Raw genomic sequence first — 18,801 nt, 5'->3', positions numbered from 1 at the left:
TCGTCGTTGTATCCGGTACAGCCGTTTCGGTTAAAACTGGTCAAGCTCCCGCACTGCCCCGATCAGCCGCAGCGTAAAAGGATGCTGCGGATTCTCCGTCACTTCCTCCGGCGTGCCTGTCTCCACGATCTGGCCCTGGTCGAGCACAAGCAGCCGATCGCAAAAGCCCCGCGTCAGCGCCAGGTCGTGGGTGATGAACAAATAGGCGATCCCGTGACGCAGGCTCAGCTCGCGCATGAGCCGCAGCAAATCAAGCCGCAGGGACGTGTCCAGCATCGAGGTCGGCTCGTCCGCCACGATCAACTGCGGGCGGGTGACAAAAGCGCGCGCCAGGCCGACACGCTGCCGCTCCCGCCAGACAGCTCATGGGCATAGCGGTGCATGTAGCGCTCAGGCGGCAGCGCGACTTCCTGCAACGCTTCCCGAACAAGCTCTGTCCGTCTTGCCGGGTCATTTTTGTACAGCCGGGCGATGACCAACGGTTCCGCGATCAACTGTGCAATCGTCATGCGCGCGGACAGCGACTCGTACGGGTCCTGAAAAATCATCTGGATAGACCGCGTGGCCTCCCTGCGCGCCTTGGGCTTCATCGACAGCAGGTCTTGCCCCTGGTAGATGAGCTGGCCCTTGTCGGCCTGCTCGATCCCCGCGATGATTCGCCCGATGGTGCTTTTTCCGGCGCCGCTCGAACCGACCAGCCCGACCGTTTCGTTTGCCTGTATGGAAAAGCTGGCCCCATTAATGACAGGCGCTGCCTGTTTGCCGGAGCTTTTGCCCTCGTAGGTCTTGTACAGTCCGGACACCTGCAGCAGTTCCTTTTGCCGCAGCATATCCCGCTCTTGTTTTTGCGCTTCCATCCTTCATGCCTCCGTGAGATTATCGTTGCTCCTGCAAGGAACGCTCCGGCGCAGGCGTCAGCCTGGGGATCGAATCGATCAGCCGCCGTGTGTACGGATGGGTGGACGTCTTCGCCAAGGCGAGCGTGTCGCCCTGATCGACAATTTTGCCCTGATTCATGATGATCGTGCGGTCAGCCAGGCTCAAAACGACAGGAAGATCGTGCGAAATGAACACCATGGACAGCCCGAGCGTGCGCTGCAAGTCCTTCAGCAGCTTGATGATCTCCACCTGAACCATGACGTCGAGCCCCGTCGTCGGCTCGTCGGCAATAACCAGATCGGGCTTGTTCATCAGCGCCATCGCGATGACGACCCGCTGGCGCATGCCGCCGCTCAGCTCATGCGGAAAAGCGGTGGCCCACTTCGGAGCGAGTCCGACTTGCGCAAGCACCTCGTCGATTCGTTTCTGCAACTCGTCCTTGGGCATTTGCTGATGCGAGCTGACCGCTTCCGCCAACTGCTCGCGCACGCTCATCACAGGGTTGAGCGCGTTCATCGCCGCCTGCGGAATCAAGGCAATCCGGTTTCCCCGCAGTTTCCTCATCTCTTCTGGGGAAAGCGCAGTCAGATCACGGCCCGCAAAATAAATCGCGCCGTGCGAAACGAGCGCTGGCGGCTTCAACAACTGCATGACTGCCGAAGCTACCGTACTCTTGCCGCTGCCCGACTCTCCGACCAGGCCGAGCACCTCGCCCTTGGACACCGTGAAGCTGACCTGATCCACCGCATTGACCACTCCGCTCTCTTTTGGATAGCGAACAGTCAGATTTTGGACTTCCAGCAGCGCCTCTGCTGTCGCAATCTTCGCAGCGGACGCGGACGGTCCGTTTTGCGGCGTCGTCTGGCCTCCCTTGGCAGCAGTCGCCTGATAAGCGCGCAGCCGCGGATTTACCCGCTCCTCCAAGTAGTAGCCGATCAACGAAAAGGCGAGCACCGTCACAACAATGCACAGCCCCGGCGGAATTACCCACCACATCCACGCCTCCGTCAAAAAGGCGCTGCGCGAGTTGGCGTAAAACAAAATGCTGCCCCAGCTTTTGGACAACGGATCGCCCATGCCCAAAAAGCTCAGCGAGGATTCCATCATGATCGAGACGTTGACAGCCTGCACGAACTGCGGAATCACCAAAGGCAGGATGCTGGGAAAAACGTGCCGACGCAAAATGTAGAGATGCCCTGCGCCCATCGACCGCGCAGCCTGGACCGGGCCTCGCGTGCGCAGCGACAACGTCTGCGCCCGGATTTTCCGCGCCTTTCCCGCCCACATGACCAAGGTAATCACTAGCACCTGCGTAAACAGGCTCGGGCCGATGTACACGCCAATCACGATCATCAGGGGCAAAAACGGCAGCGTCAGGCAAATATCCACGATTCTCATAAAAACAGCGTCCAGCCAACCTCCCGAATAGCCGGAGACCAGGCCGACCACCGTGCCGATCAGCGTAGCCAGCAAGGCGGCGACAATCCCAACCGTAAGCGAGGTCCTCGCGCCCACTACCAGCTCGGCCAGGATGTCCTGCCCCATGTCATTTGTGCCAAGCCAATGCTCTCAGCCAGGCGGCTGGAACGGGGCGCCAGACTGCTCGCTGGCGTCGTACGGAACTGCGTAAGGTCCCACGAGCGCGAGCAGCAGGACGATTGCCAGCAAGACAACGCCAAGCCAGCCAATCATTTTGGAACCAATCCGACTCATGGGGACTCCTCCACCTGCTTTCTTTGGCGGGCGCGCGGGTCAAACAGCGGATAAGTCACATCCGCCAGCAGGTTGGCCGCAATCACACCCAGCGTAATGATTAAAAATACCCCCTGCATCATCGGGTAATCCCGTGCGATCACGCTCTCATAGAGCAAGCGGCCGACGCCCGGATAGGAAAAGACTGTCTCCACGACAACAGCGCCGCTCACCAAAATACCGAGGCTCATCGTAATGTGCGTATAGACGGGCAAGAGGGCGTTTCGCAGGGCATGATTGAAAATCAGGCTGCGCTTGCTCGCCCCTTTTGCCTCCGCCATCAGCACATAATCCTGGCCCAGCGTGTCGAGCATCGACGACCGGGTCAGCAAAAAATTGCCTCCGACGGTAGCGACGGTAATCGTCATCACAGGCAGGGTCATATGCTTGAGCACGGCCAGCGCGTAGTCGGCACCGCCTCCGGAAAAGGCGATCGGCACCGCGCCAAAGGACGGGAACCAGCCCATGCTGACGGAAAACACCGCAATCAGCAGCATGCCGATCCAGAAGCCGGGAATGGATTCAATCGTGAGCATCCCCGTCAAAAAAAGCAGGTCGCGCCGCTTCCCCCGGCTCCACGCGGCATAGGCACCGATAGCAATGCCTATGACCGCGCTCAGAACGAGGGAGGGAGCTACCAGCAGGAAAGTCCACGGCAGCCTGTCTGCCAATACTTCCGTCACTGGCTTTCCGTATTTGATGGAGCTGCCGAGATCAAACCGGAACACTCCTGTCATAAAATCCGCGTATTGCTGCCAGAGCGAGCGATCCAGCCCAAGCTCCCGCTCCACTTGCTGGCGCTGCTCTGGCGTCAGCTCGTTGATTGTCGTTTCGCCAAAGAAAAATTCCAGCGGATCGCCGGGTGCGAGCCGCGGCAGGGCGAAGTTGATCGTCAACGCCACGGCGAGCACCAGCACATATTGAATCAGTTTCTTGCCGAATGCCGCGGAGAACCCGCTCCCACTCATCACAGCTCCCCCCGTCTTACTCTTTGGCTACAGCCTTTTTCGCGCCGTCTGGCAGCATGGAAAACTTGTTGATGACGCCAAACCCGGGCGACTCTACCCATTTGTCAAACTTTTGCGCGTTGTAGGCGAACTTCTCTTCCGGGTAGTACAGCACGATGCTAGTCGGTTGCTTGTTGAACAGCTCCTGCATTTTGAACGCGATTTCCTTGCGCTTGTCTACGCTTGTTTCCGCCATCCACTGCTTGGTCAGCTCGTCCATCGCCGGATACGGAATCGTTTTGTTCCACAGGTAAGAAGAACGGTGAGACATGACAAACTGATCCGGGTCTGCTACCCCGTGCGCCCCGATGGTTCCGATCACGAGGTCAAAGTCGCGGGTTTGCGATACAGTCGCCATCGTGCCGGAGTCGAGCACTTCGACGGTAATTTTGATCCCGACTTTGGCGTACTGCTCCTTGAGCATCTCGGCCGCGCGAATCCACGCCGGCTCTGTGGAAGGCACTTTCAGCGAAAAGGCGAGCGGCTTGCCGTCTGCCATCTCGCGGACGCCGTCGTTGTTTTTGTCTGTCAGCTTCAATTCGTCCATGACGGCTTTTGCTTTTTCTGCGTCATACGGCGTGCTCAAGTTCGGGTTGGTCCACGGCGAATCCGGGTGAGGATAGCCTTTTAAGCCCGGACGCCCTTTTCCAAGCAAGACCGTATCCGTAATCGCCTGGCGGTCCACCGCGAGCGACATGGCATTGCGGAACGCTTCCTGATTGAATGGCGCCTTTTCGTAGTTGAGCTTCAGCTCGACCAGCGACAGCGGCGCGGTTTGTACTACTTTCATGTTGGCCTGGTTTTGGAAGGATGCTTCCAGCTCGGCCGGAACAGGTCTGGCGGAAATGTCGATCTCTCCTGCACGCAGCGCATTGAAGCTCGCGGTCGGGTCTTTGATGACAGGCATCACGAGCGTGTCGACGAGCGGGCTGCCCATGAAGTAGTCTTTGTTCGCTTCAAACTTGTAGTATTGATCGGCTTTGTATTCGACCAGCTTGTACGGCCCGGTGCCGATCGGCAAATCTGTATATTTGCGCGGGTTTTGCACCTTTTCCCAAATATGCTTGGGCAAGATCGGCAGGTCGGCAAAAGTGATCCGCTCCAGCGTCGGGCACGCGTAAGCGCAAGTGAAGCGGACCGTCGAAGGGTCGTCCAGCTCGATTTTGGAGATGTGCGGCACTTCGCTCACGTGGTGCGTATGGCGGTTGGCTGGACCGTCGCGATAGTATTCGTACGTGAATTTGACGTCCTCCGCAGTGAATGGCGTCCCATCATGCCACTTGATGCCGGAGCGGATTTTGACCACCCAGGTCACATCGTCCAGTTGCTGGGCCGATTCCGCCAGCCACGGCTGCGGCTTTTCCACGTAAGGCGACGGCGAGAACAATTTGTCAAACACAAGCTCTGTCAAATAGTCGATGTTTCCGGTGTAGATGTTCAGCGGGCCGGCGTCGCTCGGCAAGCCGATTTTCAACTCCGGCACGGTCTGCGGTGCGGCGCTCGCGGCTTCGCCGGATTTGGCCGCGTCGTTCTGGGGCTGGCTCGGTGCGGCGCCCTGATTGGACTGGCAGCCAAGCACGAAGGTCGACAGCACTAGCAAATAACTGAGAAAAAGTCCGAAAGACTTGCGCTTCAACAAGGAAATAACCTCCTACATTCCTGATTTGTGATCCGTTCCATCAAGCGATTCGTTTGATCGCCAACAGCTCGTCCTGCGGCAGAGCCAGTGCCCGCCTGGATAAAGCCAGCTTCAGTTTGTCGAAAGCTTCGACGTCCTGCTCGGTCATGGCTTGCTCCCGGCCTTTTTTCAAGTAGTCGTAAAATTCCGCTGGCAAAAAGCTGGCGGAGAGCGACACTTCTACAGCCCGTCCGTCTGCGGCAGTGATGACAAACGCGTACGACTGCGGGCGATGCGGATCGTATTGCGCGACGGGATAGTCCACATCTACACGGTAGGCTCCCCGCGTCACCGCCCGGGTCACATATTCAAACACGTCCCGAAACCCTGGCCCGGCATGGCCGGACAGAATGGACAGCTCTTTGCGGTCTGGCGCCTCCTCGCCAAACAGCTCGGCAAAAGCAGCCTGCAACGTGCGGAATCCAACCGCGACGGCCATCAAGGCGAGACTTCCGTGGTATTTCGTCACATCCTGAAAGCTGAGTTCCAATACTTCGTTGCGATCCCGTACGTAGATCACAGACATGAAAAAACCCCTCCATTGTTGACTGTATGTGTTTGTATCCGAAAACTAGGTCCATCTTAATTTAATTGATAATGAATATCAATCCCACTTGTAGGGGCGTTTTTTGAAATTCCGCGCGCTTCAACCGCCCTCATTCCCGCATAATATTTTTGAATCCATCTATTCATTTTCTTGATAGCACAAATCTTTCCAACGCTTGTCCCGCAAGCGTCGCGCATTAGCAAACCCGGCTGCGCCAAGCTACTGGCAAAGCCTTGGTGCCCACAGAGCACAAGCCTTGCTTTTTCGCTTCGTTCGCAGTCTCGCCATGTTGCGCTTATGAAAAACAGCCTGTCCCCCACACCGATACGTGCGGGAAACAGGCCGTCTTTTTTATGGCAATGCCAATGTCCACTAAACCTAAACCGTCCGCAAATACTGCTCGACGTTTTGGCAAAAGGCGCGATCCGCCTGGCTCAACTCGGCATTTTTGCGGAACACAAAGCCGTTTTGCCGTCTGATTTGCAAGGACGAGACGGGCACATTGACCAGCTCGCCTCTTTTCAGCTCTTCCTTTACCGCCCCGGATGGAAGGAAGGCGATGCCGTGGCGCGACTTGACCGCCTGCTTGATCGTCTCGAAGTTGCTCATTTGCAAAAAGCGCGTTTTCACCTGGCGGCTGCTCAAATGGTTGATGACGTATTGCTGCAAATACTCGCTTTTCGGAAGCAGCACGGTTTCGTTGTGCAAGTCGCGCGCGTACAGCAGCCTTCTTTTGGCCAAAGGGTGGTCGACAGGCAAGATGAGCAGAAGCTCCTCCTCGAACAAAACAGAAGTCTCAAAGTTTTTGCGTATATAATCATCCTCGGGATAGATCGGCATTAACGCGTAGTGCGTCCGGCCCTCCTGAAAGCAGCGGATGAGGTCGCTGTAGCAGTACGTATTGATCTCCAACGGCTTGTGCGGCAAAATCGTATGAAACTCATTGAGAATGTCGGAGAAAAAGTACCCGGCAATGTAGTTGCTGACGTAGACAGACAGTACCCGCTCCTGCTCGCTGATGCGCTTCAGCTCCACAGCCACCTCCTCGACCAGATGCGAAATCTGCTTGGCATAGCGGAGCAAAATCTCGCCCTGCCGCGTCAGTTGCACCTGCTTCCCCGACCGTTGCACGAGCGGCGACTCAAACAACTCTTCCAGTTGTTGAATATGGTGGCTGATGGTTGGCTGTGAGCAAAAAAGCCGCTTCGCAGACTCGGTAAAAGAGCCGCATTCCGCGAGCACGATGAAGGTTTCCATTTTTTCCAGCGTATTCATAAGCAGCACCCCGTAAAAGACGCACATAAAAAGTAAACTGGTTATTTATTGAAAATGATTATTGTTATCAATTATCAACAATTTTACCTGATCCGCCAGCAAGTGTCTATGCGCAAATGTGCATATGTGTACCGGAAAACTGCGGCTTTCCCCCATCCTACTCGGTTATGTCATTCCACATCTCCGCCCTGCTCAAAGAAACGGCATCCGCGCCATTCGCCAGCGCTTCCGCGACCTGCTGCCTGTTCCAGATCAGCCCGCCCAAAATGATCGGCTGCGGCAAATGCTCCTTGATGTGCGCGATAATCGACGGGGCGATGCCCGGCATGATTTCGATGGCGTCCGGCTGGTTTTCCAGCACGTTTTTGATCGTCGTCGTAAGCGAGGTCGTATCAATTAAAAACACGCGCTGGATCGTCAGCATCCCTTCTTTTTTTGCCGCGCGAATCATCGGGCCTTTCGTCGTGACAATCCCGGTCGGTTTGATATACGCAGACAGGAAGCGGAACGACTCTTTGTCATTGGACAGGCCGTTCATCAGGTCTGTGTGCAAAAAAATCGGCTTGCTCGCCTGGCTGATCGCGTCCGCTTCGGCCATCAGCCGAGTCAGCTTCCCGTACATGAGCAAAATCGCGCAGGCCGCCGAATCCATCGCCTCTGCCAGCCGATCCTGCTCCGTCGCAGCGATAATCCGATTCGTTTTCAAAATCGTCTCCATATCCATAATAGGAGCCTCCTGTTCGTTTAAAGCTGCGCAATGATTCGCTCCACGCTGCGCCGTGCGCAGGCGAGCTGCTTTGTTTCGATCACCCGGCTTCCCGCAAAGCTTCCGGCTTGCAAAGCCGACCACACCTGCGCATACGGAATCGTCCCCTCCCCTACCGCCAGATGCTCGTCTGTCTCGCCGCCGTTGTCGCTGATGTGCAAGACAGAGACGTAAGGAAATACCGTTTCCAGCGCTTCAAGTGCGTACCCTGGGCGGATCAGGTGGGCGTGTCCGACGTCATAGGCAATTCCCAGATGCGCAGAATCGACGGCCTTGCACACCGCGAGCAAATCATCGACATTCCAGCCCAGCACGCGAGGATAAGGCGGCACGTTTTCCAACGCCAGCGTCGTTCTGCCGTCGCTGACTTCCGCCGTCAGCAGCCGAGCAGCCTCGCTGACATGCTCGACCCCGCGCGCACGGCTGTCCGCATCGTGAGCGTCGGCTACTTCCCCTGCGTGCATGACTACGTGCGTGCTGTCCAAAAAGCGGGCAATCGCCAGACACCGCTTCATCGTCTCCAACGTCTTTTCCCGGCTTGGGCCTGTGCCGGCGGCGAGGTTGCAGCCGCTGATCGGCGCGTGAATCGACCAGGTGATGCCCCGCTCTTCTCCCTGCTTTTTCAGCTCGGCAAGCTGCTCCCGGGACCAGGCCAACAGCTCGGCATGGCCTGCTTCGCACATGATCTCGATCGAAGTCCAGCCCGCGTCCATCAGCCTGGCGACGGCTTCGCGCAGCGGCAGGTCAAACAAGGCGTAGCTGGATACGGCAAAAGCACTTTGCTCCTTCATGGATCGTTCCCCTTTCCTTTATTTCACCCCGGAATGGATGAAGCTGTTGATGAACTGGCGTTGGAACAGCAAAAAGGCGAGCAGCAACGGAAAAATGACCATCATCGTAGCCGCGCTGACCTCTGCCCACTGTGCCCCGGTCTCAAACGACTGGGCAAAAATCGCCAGCCCTACCGTCAACGCGCGGTTTTCTACCGAGTTGGTGACAATCAGCGGCCACATGAAGTTGTTCCAATGATAGCTGACCGAAACGAGGCCGAACGCAATGTAGGTCGGCCGCGCCAGCGGAACGTACACCCGCCACAAAATTTGCAGCCAGGAGCAGCCTTCCATGCGCGCCGCTTCCTCCAGTTCGTGCGGGATCGTCTTGAACGTTTGCCGCAACAGGAACACGCCAAAGGCGGAAGCGAAGTACGGCAGCATGATGCCAATTTTCGTATCGAGCAACGCCAAGTCGCGCAGCACGTTGTAGTTCGGGAAAATAAGGATGTCAGCCGGAACCATGAGCTGCACGAGAAACAACACGAACAGCACATCCCGCCCCCAGAAGCGCAGCTTGGCAAAGGCATATGCCGCCAGCGTAGCCGTAATCATTTGCGCGATCAACACGCCTGCGACGATCAAAAACGTATTGAAGTAATACTGGGCAAAAGGAGCCGCGTCCCACACCTTCGCGAAGTTTGCCAGCGTAAAGTCGGCGCTGAGTGTCCAAGAAGTCGCCAGCTCTCTCGGCCGAAGCGACGTCCAGAGCACCCATAGCAAAGGGAACAGCCAGAGTACAGCCAGGACGTACATGCCGACGGTTGTAATTTTGCGGGCCATCTGCTCTCCCCCTCAGTTGTAGTGAATTTTTTTATCCAGACCAAAAAATTGCACAGCAGCCACCGCGAGCAGCAGCACGACCATCACGATGGTCAAAGCGGACGCCATCCCTTGATCCCAGAAGGAGAACGCCGTTTCGTAAATGTAGTACAGCAGCAGGTTGCTGGCATTGTCCGGGCCGCCCTTTGTCATGATGACCAGGTGATCGACCAGCTTGAACGAGTTCGTAAACGCGATAATGCTGACAAACATCGTCGTCGGCATGAGCAGCGGAAACGTCACGCGGCGAAACACCGTCCACGCCGATGCTCCTTCCATCGCGGCAGACTCGTACAGCTCCTGGGAGATGTTTTGCAGCCCCGCCAAGTAAAAGATCATGAAGTAGCCCGCTTCCTTCCAGATCACCATGAAAATCATCGCCCACATCACGTTCGCCTGATCGCCGAGCCAGTTGATATCGCCTTTTCCTAACCACTCCATCACGTGGCTGAGCGCCCCGTACTCCGGCGTGTAAATAAACAGCCAGATGTTGGCGACGGCAATCATCGGAACCACCGTCGGGTAAAAGTAGGCGGTGCGGACGAAGCTTTTGCCCCGCAGCGCTTTGTTGGCAAACAGCGCCATGCCGAGCGCCAGAGCCACGCTCGTCGGAACCGTTCCCAACGCAAACCAGAGATTGTTGGTCAGCACCTTCCAAAACACATCATCTTCCAGCATCTGCTTGTAGTTGTCTACCCCGTTAAAAAACGGCTCTGGGGAACCCAGATCCGCTTGATGAAAGCTGAGAATGACCGTTTGCCACACAGGGTAGAAGGTAAACAGCAGCAGGAAGATGAGGGAGGGAAGGAGCAGCAGCCAGGCGTACATATTCACTTTCCATTTTGCTCGTAGTTCCCCCATCGTCGCTCCTCCATATGCCTCGCTCGATTTCGCTTATTTGTTGAATGGCGCAAGCACTTTGTCTGCCTCTTCCTGCGCCTTTTTCAGCGCTTCCGCAGCACTCGCCTTTCCGGTAATGACCGCTTGCAAGTTGTCGTTCAGCGCTTTTGTCACCTTGCCGTTATTGTGCGTGGAAAACTCGGCATGGCCGTACTCCAACTGGTCGCGCGCGACTGCCGCTGCCGGGAAGTCCTTGACGTACTGCTTCATGATCTCTTCCTCATAGGCAGATTTGCGCGTCGCGACATAGCCCGTGTCGATGCTCCACTGTGCCGCGCGCTTCGGCTCGGTCATGAAGCGGATGAACTTCCAGGCCGCTTCCTGCTTCTTCGCATCCGTTCCTTTGAACATGTAGAAGTTGCCGCCGCCCGTCGGACTGCCGAAGTTCTTTTTCGCTGGCAAAAACGCTACGCCGAAGTCAAACTTGGCGTTGTTTTTCACGTTGGTCAAGTTTCCGGTCGTATGGAACATCATCGCTGTCTTGCCTTCGAGGAAGTCGGAAGGAACGGTCGCCCACTCGATCACGCCCTCCGGCATCGCCTTATGCTTTTTCGCCAGGTCGAGCCAGTATTGCAGCGCTTCTACATTTTCCGGCGTGTCGAAAAACACTTTTTTGCCGTCCTCGGTCATCAGGTTTTTGCCGTTTTGCAAGGCCAGCGCCTGATACATCCAGTAGGTGAAGCCGGAGGAAGGGATTTCCAGACCCCAGCGTCCGTCCTTGGTCAGCTTGCTCGCGTACTCGGCCAGCTCCTCCCACGTCGCAGGCGGCTTTTCCGGATCGAGGCCCACTTCCTTGAACGCTTCCTTGTTGTAATACAAAACGATCGTGCTGCGCTGGAACGGAATGCTGTACGTCTTGCCGTCGACCTGGGAGTTGGCCAGGAAGCCGGGGAAGAAATCGTTCACGTACTCGCTGCCGCCGTCTTTGGCAATAAATTCGTCCAGCGGCAGGATGGCGTCCATGTCCATCATCGTGTGCAGCTCGGTCGAGAGCATGACAGCTACGTCAGGTGGCGTTTTTCCTTGCACGGCCGCCTGGATTTTCGTCGTCGTGTCCTGGTAGCTGCCTGTGTAGACCGGCTTGACGGTAATGCCCGGGTTCGCCTTGTTGAACTCTTCTGCCATCCCGTCGACGATTTTGGTCAGGGGACCGCCGACTGCCACCGGATAAAAGAAGGACAGCTCGGTATTTTCCGCGGGCTTTGTCTCCGGCGTCCCCGTCTGCGCAGCTTGTCCCGTCTGCCCCGACGAATTGCCGCTTGTGGTGGAAGTCCCGCTGGAGCACCCTGTAATAAGCGCCAGACTCATGGCGACTGAAAACAGACTTTTCACTACTGTACGCATCGCAGTATCTCTCCCTTTTCTGTTCCGGCCGTGATGGCCAAATTTTTTCCCGATTGCGAATCAAACAGGCTGACTTGCTCTGCGGCAAAGCCGACGCGCAGCACATCTCCCCGGCGGCACGGCCATTGCCCGTTCCATTTTGCCTTCCACAGCTTGTCGCCCAGCCTGAATTCCACAATCGTCTCGGAACCGAGAATCTCCACGCCCTGCACGCTGACAAGCAACGAACGGCTCTCATCGAGCGGGCTGCCTGCCTCCAGCGGCTGCAACGCCTCGGGGCGCACGCCGAGCACAACGGGCGTCCCGCCCTTGATGCCTGCCTGTAGACCGAGCGGCAAAAACAGTCTGCTCGGGTCATTCGTCAGCTCGACGCCGGACTGCGCGCCATTGCTTCGCCAAACGCCCTCTGTCGTATTCATCGGCGGCGCCCCGGTAAATTCGGCCACAAACAGGTTCGCCGGACGGTTGTACACGTCGAGCGGCCTGCCTACCTGCTGCACCTCGCCGTCGCGCAGCACCATCATCCGGTCGCCCATTGTCATCGCCTCGACCTGGTCGTGCGTGACGTAAATCATCGTGATTCCCAGCTCCTGTTGCAGTTGCCGAATCTCCGTCCGCATATGCCCGCGCAGCTTGGCATCGAGATTGGACAGCGGCTCGTCCATCAGACAGATCGGATGCTGGCTGACAATCGCCCGGCCGAGCGCCACCCGCTGCCGCTGACCGCCCGACAGCTCTTTTGGCTTTCTGTGCAAAAGCTGGGCGATCCCGAGCATCTCGGCCACCCGCTCCAGCCGCTTGGCCTGCTCCTGCTTGTCCACTTTGCGAACCTGCAAGCCGAACAAAATGTTATCTTTGACCGTCAAATGCGGATACAAGGCGTAATTTTGAAAGACCATGGATATATTTCGCCCGCTCGGCGCGACTTCGTTGACTCGCTTGCCGCCAATCAACAGCTCTCCTTCGCTGATGTCTTCCAGTCCGGCAATCATGCGCAGCGTCGTCGATTTGCCGCAGCCCGAAGGACCGACCAGCACAAAAAACTCTCCCGGCGCAATGAGCGCGCTGACTTCATTGACGACCTTTTGCCGCTCGTACATTTTGGAAATGCGTCGCAATTCCACTTCTGCCACGACAATCCCCCCTGAACCTCTGGCGTTGGTGCTTCATCACCCGATCATATCAACCGCTTGATAAGCAAATATTTGGAAAATGTAAAGCTTTTATCTACATTGCTGCTGCTCTTGCCTGTCGTGCGCGCTGCCATCCAGCGTAGGCAGGACAAAATCCGGCCGGATGCCCGCACGCTCCAGCTCATGGCACGTCGTCACCCCTGTCAGCACGAGCGCGGTTTTCATTCCGCTGTTTTTGCCGAGCAAAATATCCGTCTCCAGCCGATCGCCTACCATCAGGCACTGTTCCGGCCGGACGTTCAACTGCTGAAAAACTTGCTCCGCATAGAAGCGGGACGGCTTTCCCGTCATGGCCCAGACAGTCGCGCCGCCTGCGGTTTCAATCGCCTGCGCCAGCGCTCCCGTATCCGGAATCGCACCGCCTGGTACGGGGCATACCGGGTCAGGGTTGGCTACAATCAGCTTGGCTCCGTTTCGCAGCGCATCGGCCGCCAGCAGCAATTTTTCGTAGGTGAACGTTCTGTCCATGCCGACCAGCACATGCGTAGCTTGCGACGGCGCTTGCACCTGCCTGATCTGAAAACTCGCCAGCTCTGCGGCAAGCGCGCGCTCCCCGACAACCAGCACACGCGCGCTGTCTGCCTGCTGCTGAAAATACAGGCCCGCCGCATAAGCTGCCGTCATGATTTCCTCGCGCTCCACGCAGAGGCCAAGCTTTTCCAGCCGCGCCTGGCAGTCCGCTCTCGTCTGCACCGTGGTGTTCGTCAAAAACATGATCTTCTTCTCGTTCGCACGCAAGGCGGCAAACGTTTTTCCCACGCCGGGCAGCAGCCGATCCCCAATGAAGATCGTCCCGTCCAGATCAAAAAAATACGCGTCATACAAAGCGGTATCTAACAAAACCTCCTGCTCGCTCCTTTCTTTTTGGGGAAACACAAAAAGCCCTCACGCAAGGCAACAGCATGCAAACAACAAACCGATACCATCGGTCCGCATTGCTAAAGCTGTCGCTGCATGAGGGCTTTCTCCACGTCTCGGCCCACTTACAGACGTTATTCACTTGGTGACTTTAAGACAAGCATAGCAGGGAAGTGTTAAGAGAGTGTTGAGCTTTGCTCTCGTTTGTGTAAATCGCGCCCGACTTTTGCCCCGTAGCCTTCCAGCATCACCTGAAAAATCAGGCGATTCCACTCTGTCTCGGCCACTCCCGGATGCTTGGGAATTTGGATGGCCTGAAACAACAGACTGGCGATCAGCTCGCTCGGAATATCGCCCCGAATCGCTCCGTCCTGCTTGCAGGTGTCAATCAGCTCGATCAGCCGCCGATTCAGCAAATGATGCTGCTGGCGCAGTGTCGTCATCGCCTCGTTCACGCCGGGAGACGACTCGCCGTTCACAAACGGAGCAAACAGCAAAATCTGGTGAATGTCCGCGTACTTCATAAACGAGTCAAACATCTTCCGCAATCTCGCCAAAGGAGCCGGCTCGCTGTCCGGTCGCTCGTATTCGCTCATGACTTTTTCCATCAAATGGACCATCAATGAGGCGATCAGCTCGTCCTTGTTGGAAAAATACTCGTAGATGGTGCTGCGGCTTACATTCAATTGATCGGCTACCAGCTTGAAATGAAAGCCAGCGTAGCCTTTTTCCACGAGAATCTTGCCCGACACTTCGTACAGCTCGTCGATGTGCAGTTTTTGTCTCGCCATGCGCAACACCTTCTTTGCCTGCTTTTTTCCCTGAACGGCTTTCCGCTTTCGTCGCTTCCTGCCGCTTAATTATGAACAGTTTACACAAGCTGCTACCCAAGCTCAACCCTTGCGGCAGCACAAAAATCAGGCAGGAAAAAATCCCCTGGTCGCCCCCTGCCCCGGTACGTCCTGTGCGCATCCCAACGCCCAATACGAACGCTTCTGCCAGCTTTTCCGCTTTACGCGTCGATCGTTTCATTTTTCAGACTATTAACCTCCCGACATGTATAATAAGCTGATAAGTAAAAAATTGGTTTGAGAAGGTGATCGCGTGAAAGTCTCTCTGTTCATTACCTGTTTGAGTGACGCCCTGTATCCGCAGGTGGGAGAAGCGATGGTTCGCCTGCTTGCCGGATACGGCGTGCAAGTGCAGTTTCCCGATGTACAGACGTGCTGCGGTCAGCCGGCCTTTAACAGCGGATACTGGGACGAGGCCAGAGCTGCGGCCAAAACATTGCTTGCGGCTTTTGACGACAGCGACTTTGTCATTTCTCCGTCCGGCTCCTGTACGGGCATGATTCATCATTACTACCCGAAGCTGTTCGAGCACGACCCTGTCTTGCGGCAAAAAGCGGAGCAATTGCGCGACAAAACGTACGAGTTTACCCAGTTTGTCGTGAACGTGTTGGGCATCACGGACTTGAGGGCTGTTTTTCCGCACAAGGTTACCTACCATCCCTCCTGTCACGGGAGCCGCCTGCTCGGCGTCAGCGAGGAGCCGCTGCAACTGATACAGCAAGTTCGGGGACTCGATTTGGTTCCGCTTCCGTTTGCGGAAGATTGCTGCGGCTTCGGCGGTACTTTTGCCGTGAAAATGAGCGAAATATCAGGGGCGATGGTGACGGAAAAGGCCGATCACGTCCTGGAGACAGAAGCAGAGGTGCTCGTTGGCCTTGATCTGGGCTGTCTGCTCAACATCTCGGGCAACCTGCGCTTTCGCGGAGAGCCTGTGCGCGTGATGCATCTGGCTGAATTACTGTACGAGGGAGTGAAAAACGGTGAAAAGCGCTAAGGAAGCATCCGTTGCAGACAGGGCCAGGGCGGCTTTGCAGGACGAATTTTTGCGCAATGCGGTCAAATACACCACCGAGCGGCTGCGGGACGGTAAGCAGCTAGCAGCGTCAGAGCAAGGCAACTGGGAGGAGTGGCGCGAGCGCGGACGGCAAATTCGCTTGCATACGATCGCCCACCTCGACTATTACCTCAATCAGTTCATCGACAACGCCCGCGCGAACGGCGCCCAGATTCATTTTGCCTACACGGCGGAAGAAGCGGCGGCGATCACGCTCGCCATCGCCGAGAAACGCGGAGCGCGCACCGTCGTCAAGTCAAAGTCGATGGTGTCCGAAGAAGTACACATCAACGAAGCGCTGAAAGCACAAGGCATCGAGTCGATCGAAACCGATCTCGGCGAATACATCATTCAATTAGCGAAAGAAGGACCGTCGCACATCATCATCCCCGCCATCCACAAAAACAGGACGCAAATCGCGGAGCTTTTGTCGAAAGAAGCAGGCGAGTCGATGCCCCCCGATACGGCCGTGCTCGCCGGGTTTGTGCGCCGGAAGCTGCGCGAAAAGTTCCTCGAAGCAGACATCGGCATGACGGGCGTCAACTTCGCCATCGCCGAGTCAGGCTCCATCGTCCTGTTTGAAAACGAGGGCAATGCGCGGATGGTCAGCACTGTGCCGAAAACGCAAATCTCGCTCATGGGCATGGAGCGCATCATTCCGACCTGGGCTGACTTGGAGGTCATGGCTACGCTCCTGCCGCGCTCCGCCACCGGGCAAAAGCTGACCGTCTACATGTCCGGCATCAGTGGACCGCGCCGCGCCCTAGACAGCGACGGGCCGGAGGAAATGCACATCATCATCGTCGACAACGGCCGCTCGCTGCAGCTCGGCGACCCGGATTTTCAGGAGCTGTTGAACTGCATCCGCTGCGGAGCCTGCCTCAACGCCTGTCCCGTGTATCGGCACATTGGCGGACACGCTTACGGCGGGCCGTACAGCGGGCCAATCGGGGCTGTACTCAAGCCTGCCTTGCAAAAAAACGTGGCGGAGTGGGACGACATCGCCTACGCTTCCAGCCTGTGCGGCGCCTGCTACGAAGCGTGCCCGGTCAAAATTCCGCTGCACGACATGCTCGTCTACTTGCGCAAGCGCAAGGCAGAAGCAGGCAATACCGCCCCCGAAGAAGCATGGGCCATGAAAGGCTTTCGCTACATCATGTCCGACCACAGACGGCTCAGGCGGGTCCTTACGCTGGGCAGGCTCGGGCAAAAGCTGGGGCTGCACGACTTTGCCATCAAAGCGAAGCGCGGACCCTTGCAAGGCTGGAGCAAGTATCGGCACACGCCTGCGATCCCTGCGCAGTCTTTTCGCGAAAAGTGGCCTGCCCTGGCGCACGTGCTCGGCGACGAACGCAAGGAACTAAGCCCGCAGCTACAAGCCCGGCTGGAAGAGGAACTGCGCAAACGCGAAAGGAGAGTCGACGACCATGAGTGACGCGCAAAAAGCCTTCATTCAAATGATTACAAACCGACTGGGCAGGCCGATGCCCGCTTCGCCGCCTGTGCACCCGTACAAAGGCGCTCCTGATTTTTGGCGAACCCACGCGCTTGCGCTGGAGGACAAGATCGCGCTTTTCCGCGACAATTGGCAAAAAGCTGGCGGACACTTCTGCCGTTTTGCGACCATGCGTGAAGCCAAACAGTTCATCGTGGAAAAAGCGGCCGAACTGAAGGCCCGCCAGTTTCTTTTGCAAAACCAGCCAGAGCTGCTCGCGCTCGGGCTATCCGAGAGCTTGCCCGACTCCACCTTCACCGTCTGGCATCCAGCCAATCGCGACGTGCTGCTGGCACAGGCAGCCCAAGCCGATATCGGCATCGCGCTCGTCGATTGCGGCGTCGCGCATACCGGAACGGTCGTCGTGACCTCGTCGGAAAACAGCGGACGCTCGGTCAGCCTGCTGCCTGCCGTGTTTATCGCCATCCTCCCCGCAGAGCGGCTCCGGACAAGGCTCGGGGAAGCGTTGGCTGCCTACGACGGACGCGAGCTCGCAGACTTTCCTGCCGGGATTCATTTCATCTCCGGCCCCAGCCGTTCCGCCGATATCGAAAACGATCTGACCATCGGGGTGCACGGCCCTGGCGTCGTGTTTGTTTTGCTCGTCGGCTAAGCACCCGGTCGCGCCCTGGCCTGCGGGAAGCGCGCTCTTTTTCCGGCGTCGTCACGTGTTACAATAGCTTTTGGAAAAAACCGGATTGTACAGGAGTGTTGAAATGGATCTCTCTAGGCTCGCCAAAAAAAACCATTACGAACACATCACCGAGCAGTTAAAAGCGCTCATTCTCAACGGAGAGCTGCCATCCGGAGCCAAGCTCCCCTCCACCAAGGAGCTGTCGGAGCGATTCGACGTCGGCCGCTCCACCACGCGCGAGGCGCTCAGTGCCTTGAAGGCGATGGGGCTGATTGAGATTCGCCAGGGCGGCAATTGCACGGTAAGAAGCATCCCCTCCCCTGCGCACAGCCTGCTGCCTGATCTCAGCGGCTTGCAAACGAACAAACAAACCATTCTCGAACTGATCGAGGTGCGAAAATCGCTGGAAGTCTCCAACGCCGCTATCGCTGCACTCAAGCGTGACGATCACGACCTGCACTCCTTGGAAGCCATCCTCGCGGAAATGGAGCAGCACGTCGGCGACGAGGAAGTAGGCGAGCGCACCGATTTGCTTTTTCACCTGACACTCGCCAAAGCCACCCACAACTCCATCCTGGCGCATCTGTTTGAATCGCTCTCCCACCAAATGGAAATCGGCATTCGCGAGACTCGCAGAATGGAAATTTACTCGAACCACTCCGTCTCCGCGCAGTTTTTCCACGAGCATAGAGCGATCTACGAAGCGATCAAGAGCAAAGACCCCGAAGCGGCCCAGTCCAGGATGAAGGAACATCTGCTCCACGAAAAGAGCATTCTCCTGAAGTATTTGGCTGATTGAACCCCGCGCAAAAGGCTTGTCGAGCAACGGACTCGGCGGCCTTTTTTTCTGTCTCGCTCCCCCCTCGTTCCGGCATGCAAAATAAACCGGTAGGCAAGCCTGTCAGAAAACTTGGCG

General features: G+C 57.0%; 20 protein-coding genes. 4 read left to right on the top strand and 16 right to left on the bottom strand.

Annotated features, from left to right (window positions below):
* Positions 1 to 30 precede the first annotated feature (30 nt).
* The 16 genes from M655_RS01345 to M655_RS01270 form a co-directional block, all read right to left on the bottom strand.
* Positions 31 to 276: a hypothetical protein gene (locus tag M655_RS01345; RefSeq protein ID WP_286085949.1), complete on the bottom strand. Its 246-nt coding sequence runs from the start codon at positions 274 to 276 to the stop codon at positions 31 to 33.
* Between the two features lie 23 nt (positions 277 to 299).
* Entirely contained in the window at positions 300 to 857 is a 558-nt protein-coding gene (locus M655_RS01340) for an ATP-binding cassette domain-containing protein (RefSeq protein ID WP_241752943.1), read from the bottom strand.
* A gap of 19 nt (positions 858 to 876) precedes the next feature.
* Complete coding sequence (locus tag M655_RS01335) at positions 877 to 2,424, bottom strand: dipeptide/oligopeptide/nickel ABC transporter permease/ATP-binding protein (RefSeq protein ID WP_051353916.1); 1,548 nt, start codon at positions 2,422 to 2,424, stop codon at positions 877 to 879.
* 24 nt (positions 2,425 to 2,448) lie between these two features.
* The gene (locus M655_RS01330; protein ID WP_007778234.1) at positions 2,449 to 2,592 is read right to left on the bottom strand and encodes a hypothetical protein; all 144 of its coding nucleotides are present in this window, start codon (positions 2,590 to 2,592) and stop codon (positions 2,449 to 2,451) included.
* Positions 2,589 to 3,599, bottom strand: coding sequence for an ABC transporter permease (locus M655_RS01325; protein WP_005831122.1), 1,011 nt, complete (start codon positions 3,597 to 3,599; stop codon positions 2,589 to 2,591). The genes M655_RS01330 and M655_RS01325 overlap by 4 nt, the downstream gene beginning before the upstream one ends.
* Before the next feature lie 16 nt (positions 3,600 to 3,615).
* On the bottom strand, positions 3,616 to 5,277 hold the full coding sequence (locus M655_RS01320; RefSeq protein WP_026557648.1) for an ABC transporter substrate-binding protein: 1,662 nt from the start codon (positions 5,275 to 5,277) through the stop codon (positions 3,616 to 3,618).
* A gap of 40 nt (positions 5,278 to 5,317) precedes the next feature.
* Positions 5,318 to 5,842 carry a hypothetical protein gene (locus M655_RS01315; protein ID WP_005831116.1) on the bottom strand — a complete coding sequence of 175 codons (525 nt, stop codon included), beginning with the start codon at positions 5,840 to 5,842 and terminating at the stop codon, positions 5,318 to 5,320.
* Positions 5,843 to 6,241: 399 nt separating this feature from the next.
* On the bottom strand, positions 6,242 to 7,138 hold the full coding sequence (locus tag M655_RS01310) for a LysR family transcriptional regulator (protein WP_235694721.1): 897 nt from the start codon (positions 7,136 to 7,138) through the stop codon (positions 6,242 to 6,244).
* A 157-nt stretch (positions 7,139 to 7,295) separates the two neighbouring features.
* Positions 7,296 to 7,862, bottom strand: a complete 567-nt coding sequence (locus M655_RS01305; RefSeq protein ID WP_005831112.1) for a glycerol-3-phosphate responsive antiterminator — start codon at positions 7,860 to 7,862, stop codon at positions 7,296 to 7,298.
* A 20-nt stretch (positions 7,863 to 7,882) separates the two neighbouring features.
* Positions 7,883 to 8,695, bottom strand: coding sequence for a sugar phosphate isomerase/epimerase family protein (locus tag M655_RS01300; RefSeq protein ID WP_026557649.1), 813 nt, complete (start codon positions 8,693 to 8,695; stop codon positions 7,883 to 7,885).
* Positions 8,696 to 8,713: 18 nt separating this feature from the next.
* Complete coding sequence (locus M655_RS01295; RefSeq protein ID WP_026557650.1) at positions 8,714 to 9,517, bottom strand: carbohydrate ABC transporter permease; 804 nt, start codon at positions 9,515 to 9,517, stop codon at positions 8,714 to 8,716.
* A gap of 12 nt (positions 9,518 to 9,529) precedes the next feature.
* The gene (locus M655_RS01290; protein ID WP_026557651.1) at positions 9,530 to 10,417 is read right to left on the bottom strand and encodes a carbohydrate ABC transporter permease; all 888 of its coding nucleotides are present in this window, start codon (positions 10,415 to 10,417) and stop codon (positions 9,530 to 9,532) included.
* 33 nt (positions 10,418 to 10,450) lie between these two features.
* The gene (locus M655_RS01285) at positions 10,451 to 11,800 is read right to left on the bottom strand and encodes an ABC transporter substrate-binding protein (protein WP_026557652.1); all 1,350 of its coding nucleotides are present in this window, start codon (positions 11,798 to 11,800) and stop codon (positions 10,451 to 10,453) included.
* On the bottom strand, positions 11,788 to 12,933 hold the full coding sequence (locus M655_RS01280; protein WP_026557653.1) for an ABC transporter ATP-binding protein: 1,146 nt from the start codon (positions 12,931 to 12,933) through the stop codon (positions 11,788 to 11,790). The genes M655_RS01285 and M655_RS01280 overlap by 13 nt, the downstream gene beginning before the upstream one ends.
* A 90-nt stretch (positions 12,934 to 13,023) precedes the next feature.
* Positions 13,024 to 13,833 (bottom strand): HAD-IIA family hydrolase, encoded by an 810-nt coding sequence (locus tag M655_RS01275; protein ID WP_206699357.1) that lies wholly within the window; start codon positions 13,831 to 13,833, stop codon positions 13,024 to 13,026.
* A gap of 194 nt (positions 13,834 to 14,027) precedes the next feature.
* On the bottom strand, positions 14,028 to 14,642 hold the full coding sequence (locus M655_RS01270; RefSeq protein WP_007778208.1) for a TetR/AcrR family transcriptional regulator: 615 nt from the start codon (positions 14,640 to 14,642) through the stop codon (positions 14,028 to 14,030).
* Between the two features lie 313 nt (positions 14,643 to 14,955).
* Here M655_RS01270 and M655_RS01265 point away from each other — a divergent pair, with 313 nt between their 5' ends.
* The 4 genes from M655_RS01265 (at position 14,956) to M655_RS01250 (ending at position 18,684) form a co-directional block, all read left to right on the top strand.
* Complete coding sequence (locus M655_RS01265; protein ID WP_025846918.1) at positions 14,956 to 15,696, top strand: (Fe-S)-binding protein; 741 nt, start codon at positions 14,956 to 14,958, stop codon at positions 15,694 to 15,696.
* Entirely contained in the window at positions 15,683 to 17,191 is a 1,509-nt protein-coding gene (locus tag M655_RS01260) for a LutB/LldF family L-lactate oxidation iron-sulfur protein (RefSeq protein WP_026557655.1), read from the top strand. The genes M655_RS01265 and M655_RS01260 overlap by 14 nt, the downstream gene beginning before the upstream one ends.
* A complete protein-coding gene (locus M655_RS01255; protein WP_026557656.1) occupies positions 17,184 to 17,864 on the top strand; it encodes a LutC/YkgG family protein in 681 nt (226 codons plus the stop codon). Before M655_RS01260 ends, M655_RS01255 begins: the two co-directional genes overlap by 8 nt.
* 103 nt (positions 17,865 to 17,967) lie before the next feature.
* On the top strand, positions 17,968 to 18,684 hold the full coding sequence (locus tag M655_RS01250) for a FadR/GntR family transcriptional regulator (RefSeq protein ID WP_026557657.1): 717 nt from the start codon (positions 17,968 to 17,970) through the stop codon (positions 18,682 to 18,684).
* The last annotated feature ends 117 nt before the right edge of the window (positions 18,685 to 18,801 follow it).

Source organism: Brevibacillus sp. NSP2.1 (assembly GCF_000470975.2).
Classification (GTDB): domain Bacteria; phylum Bacillota; class Bacilli; order Brevibacillales; family Brevibacillaceae; genus Brevibacillus; species Brevibacillus agri.
The sequence above is the reverse complement of the archived record's forward strand: the minus strand, read 5'-3'. Positions and strand labels throughout refer to the sequence as shown.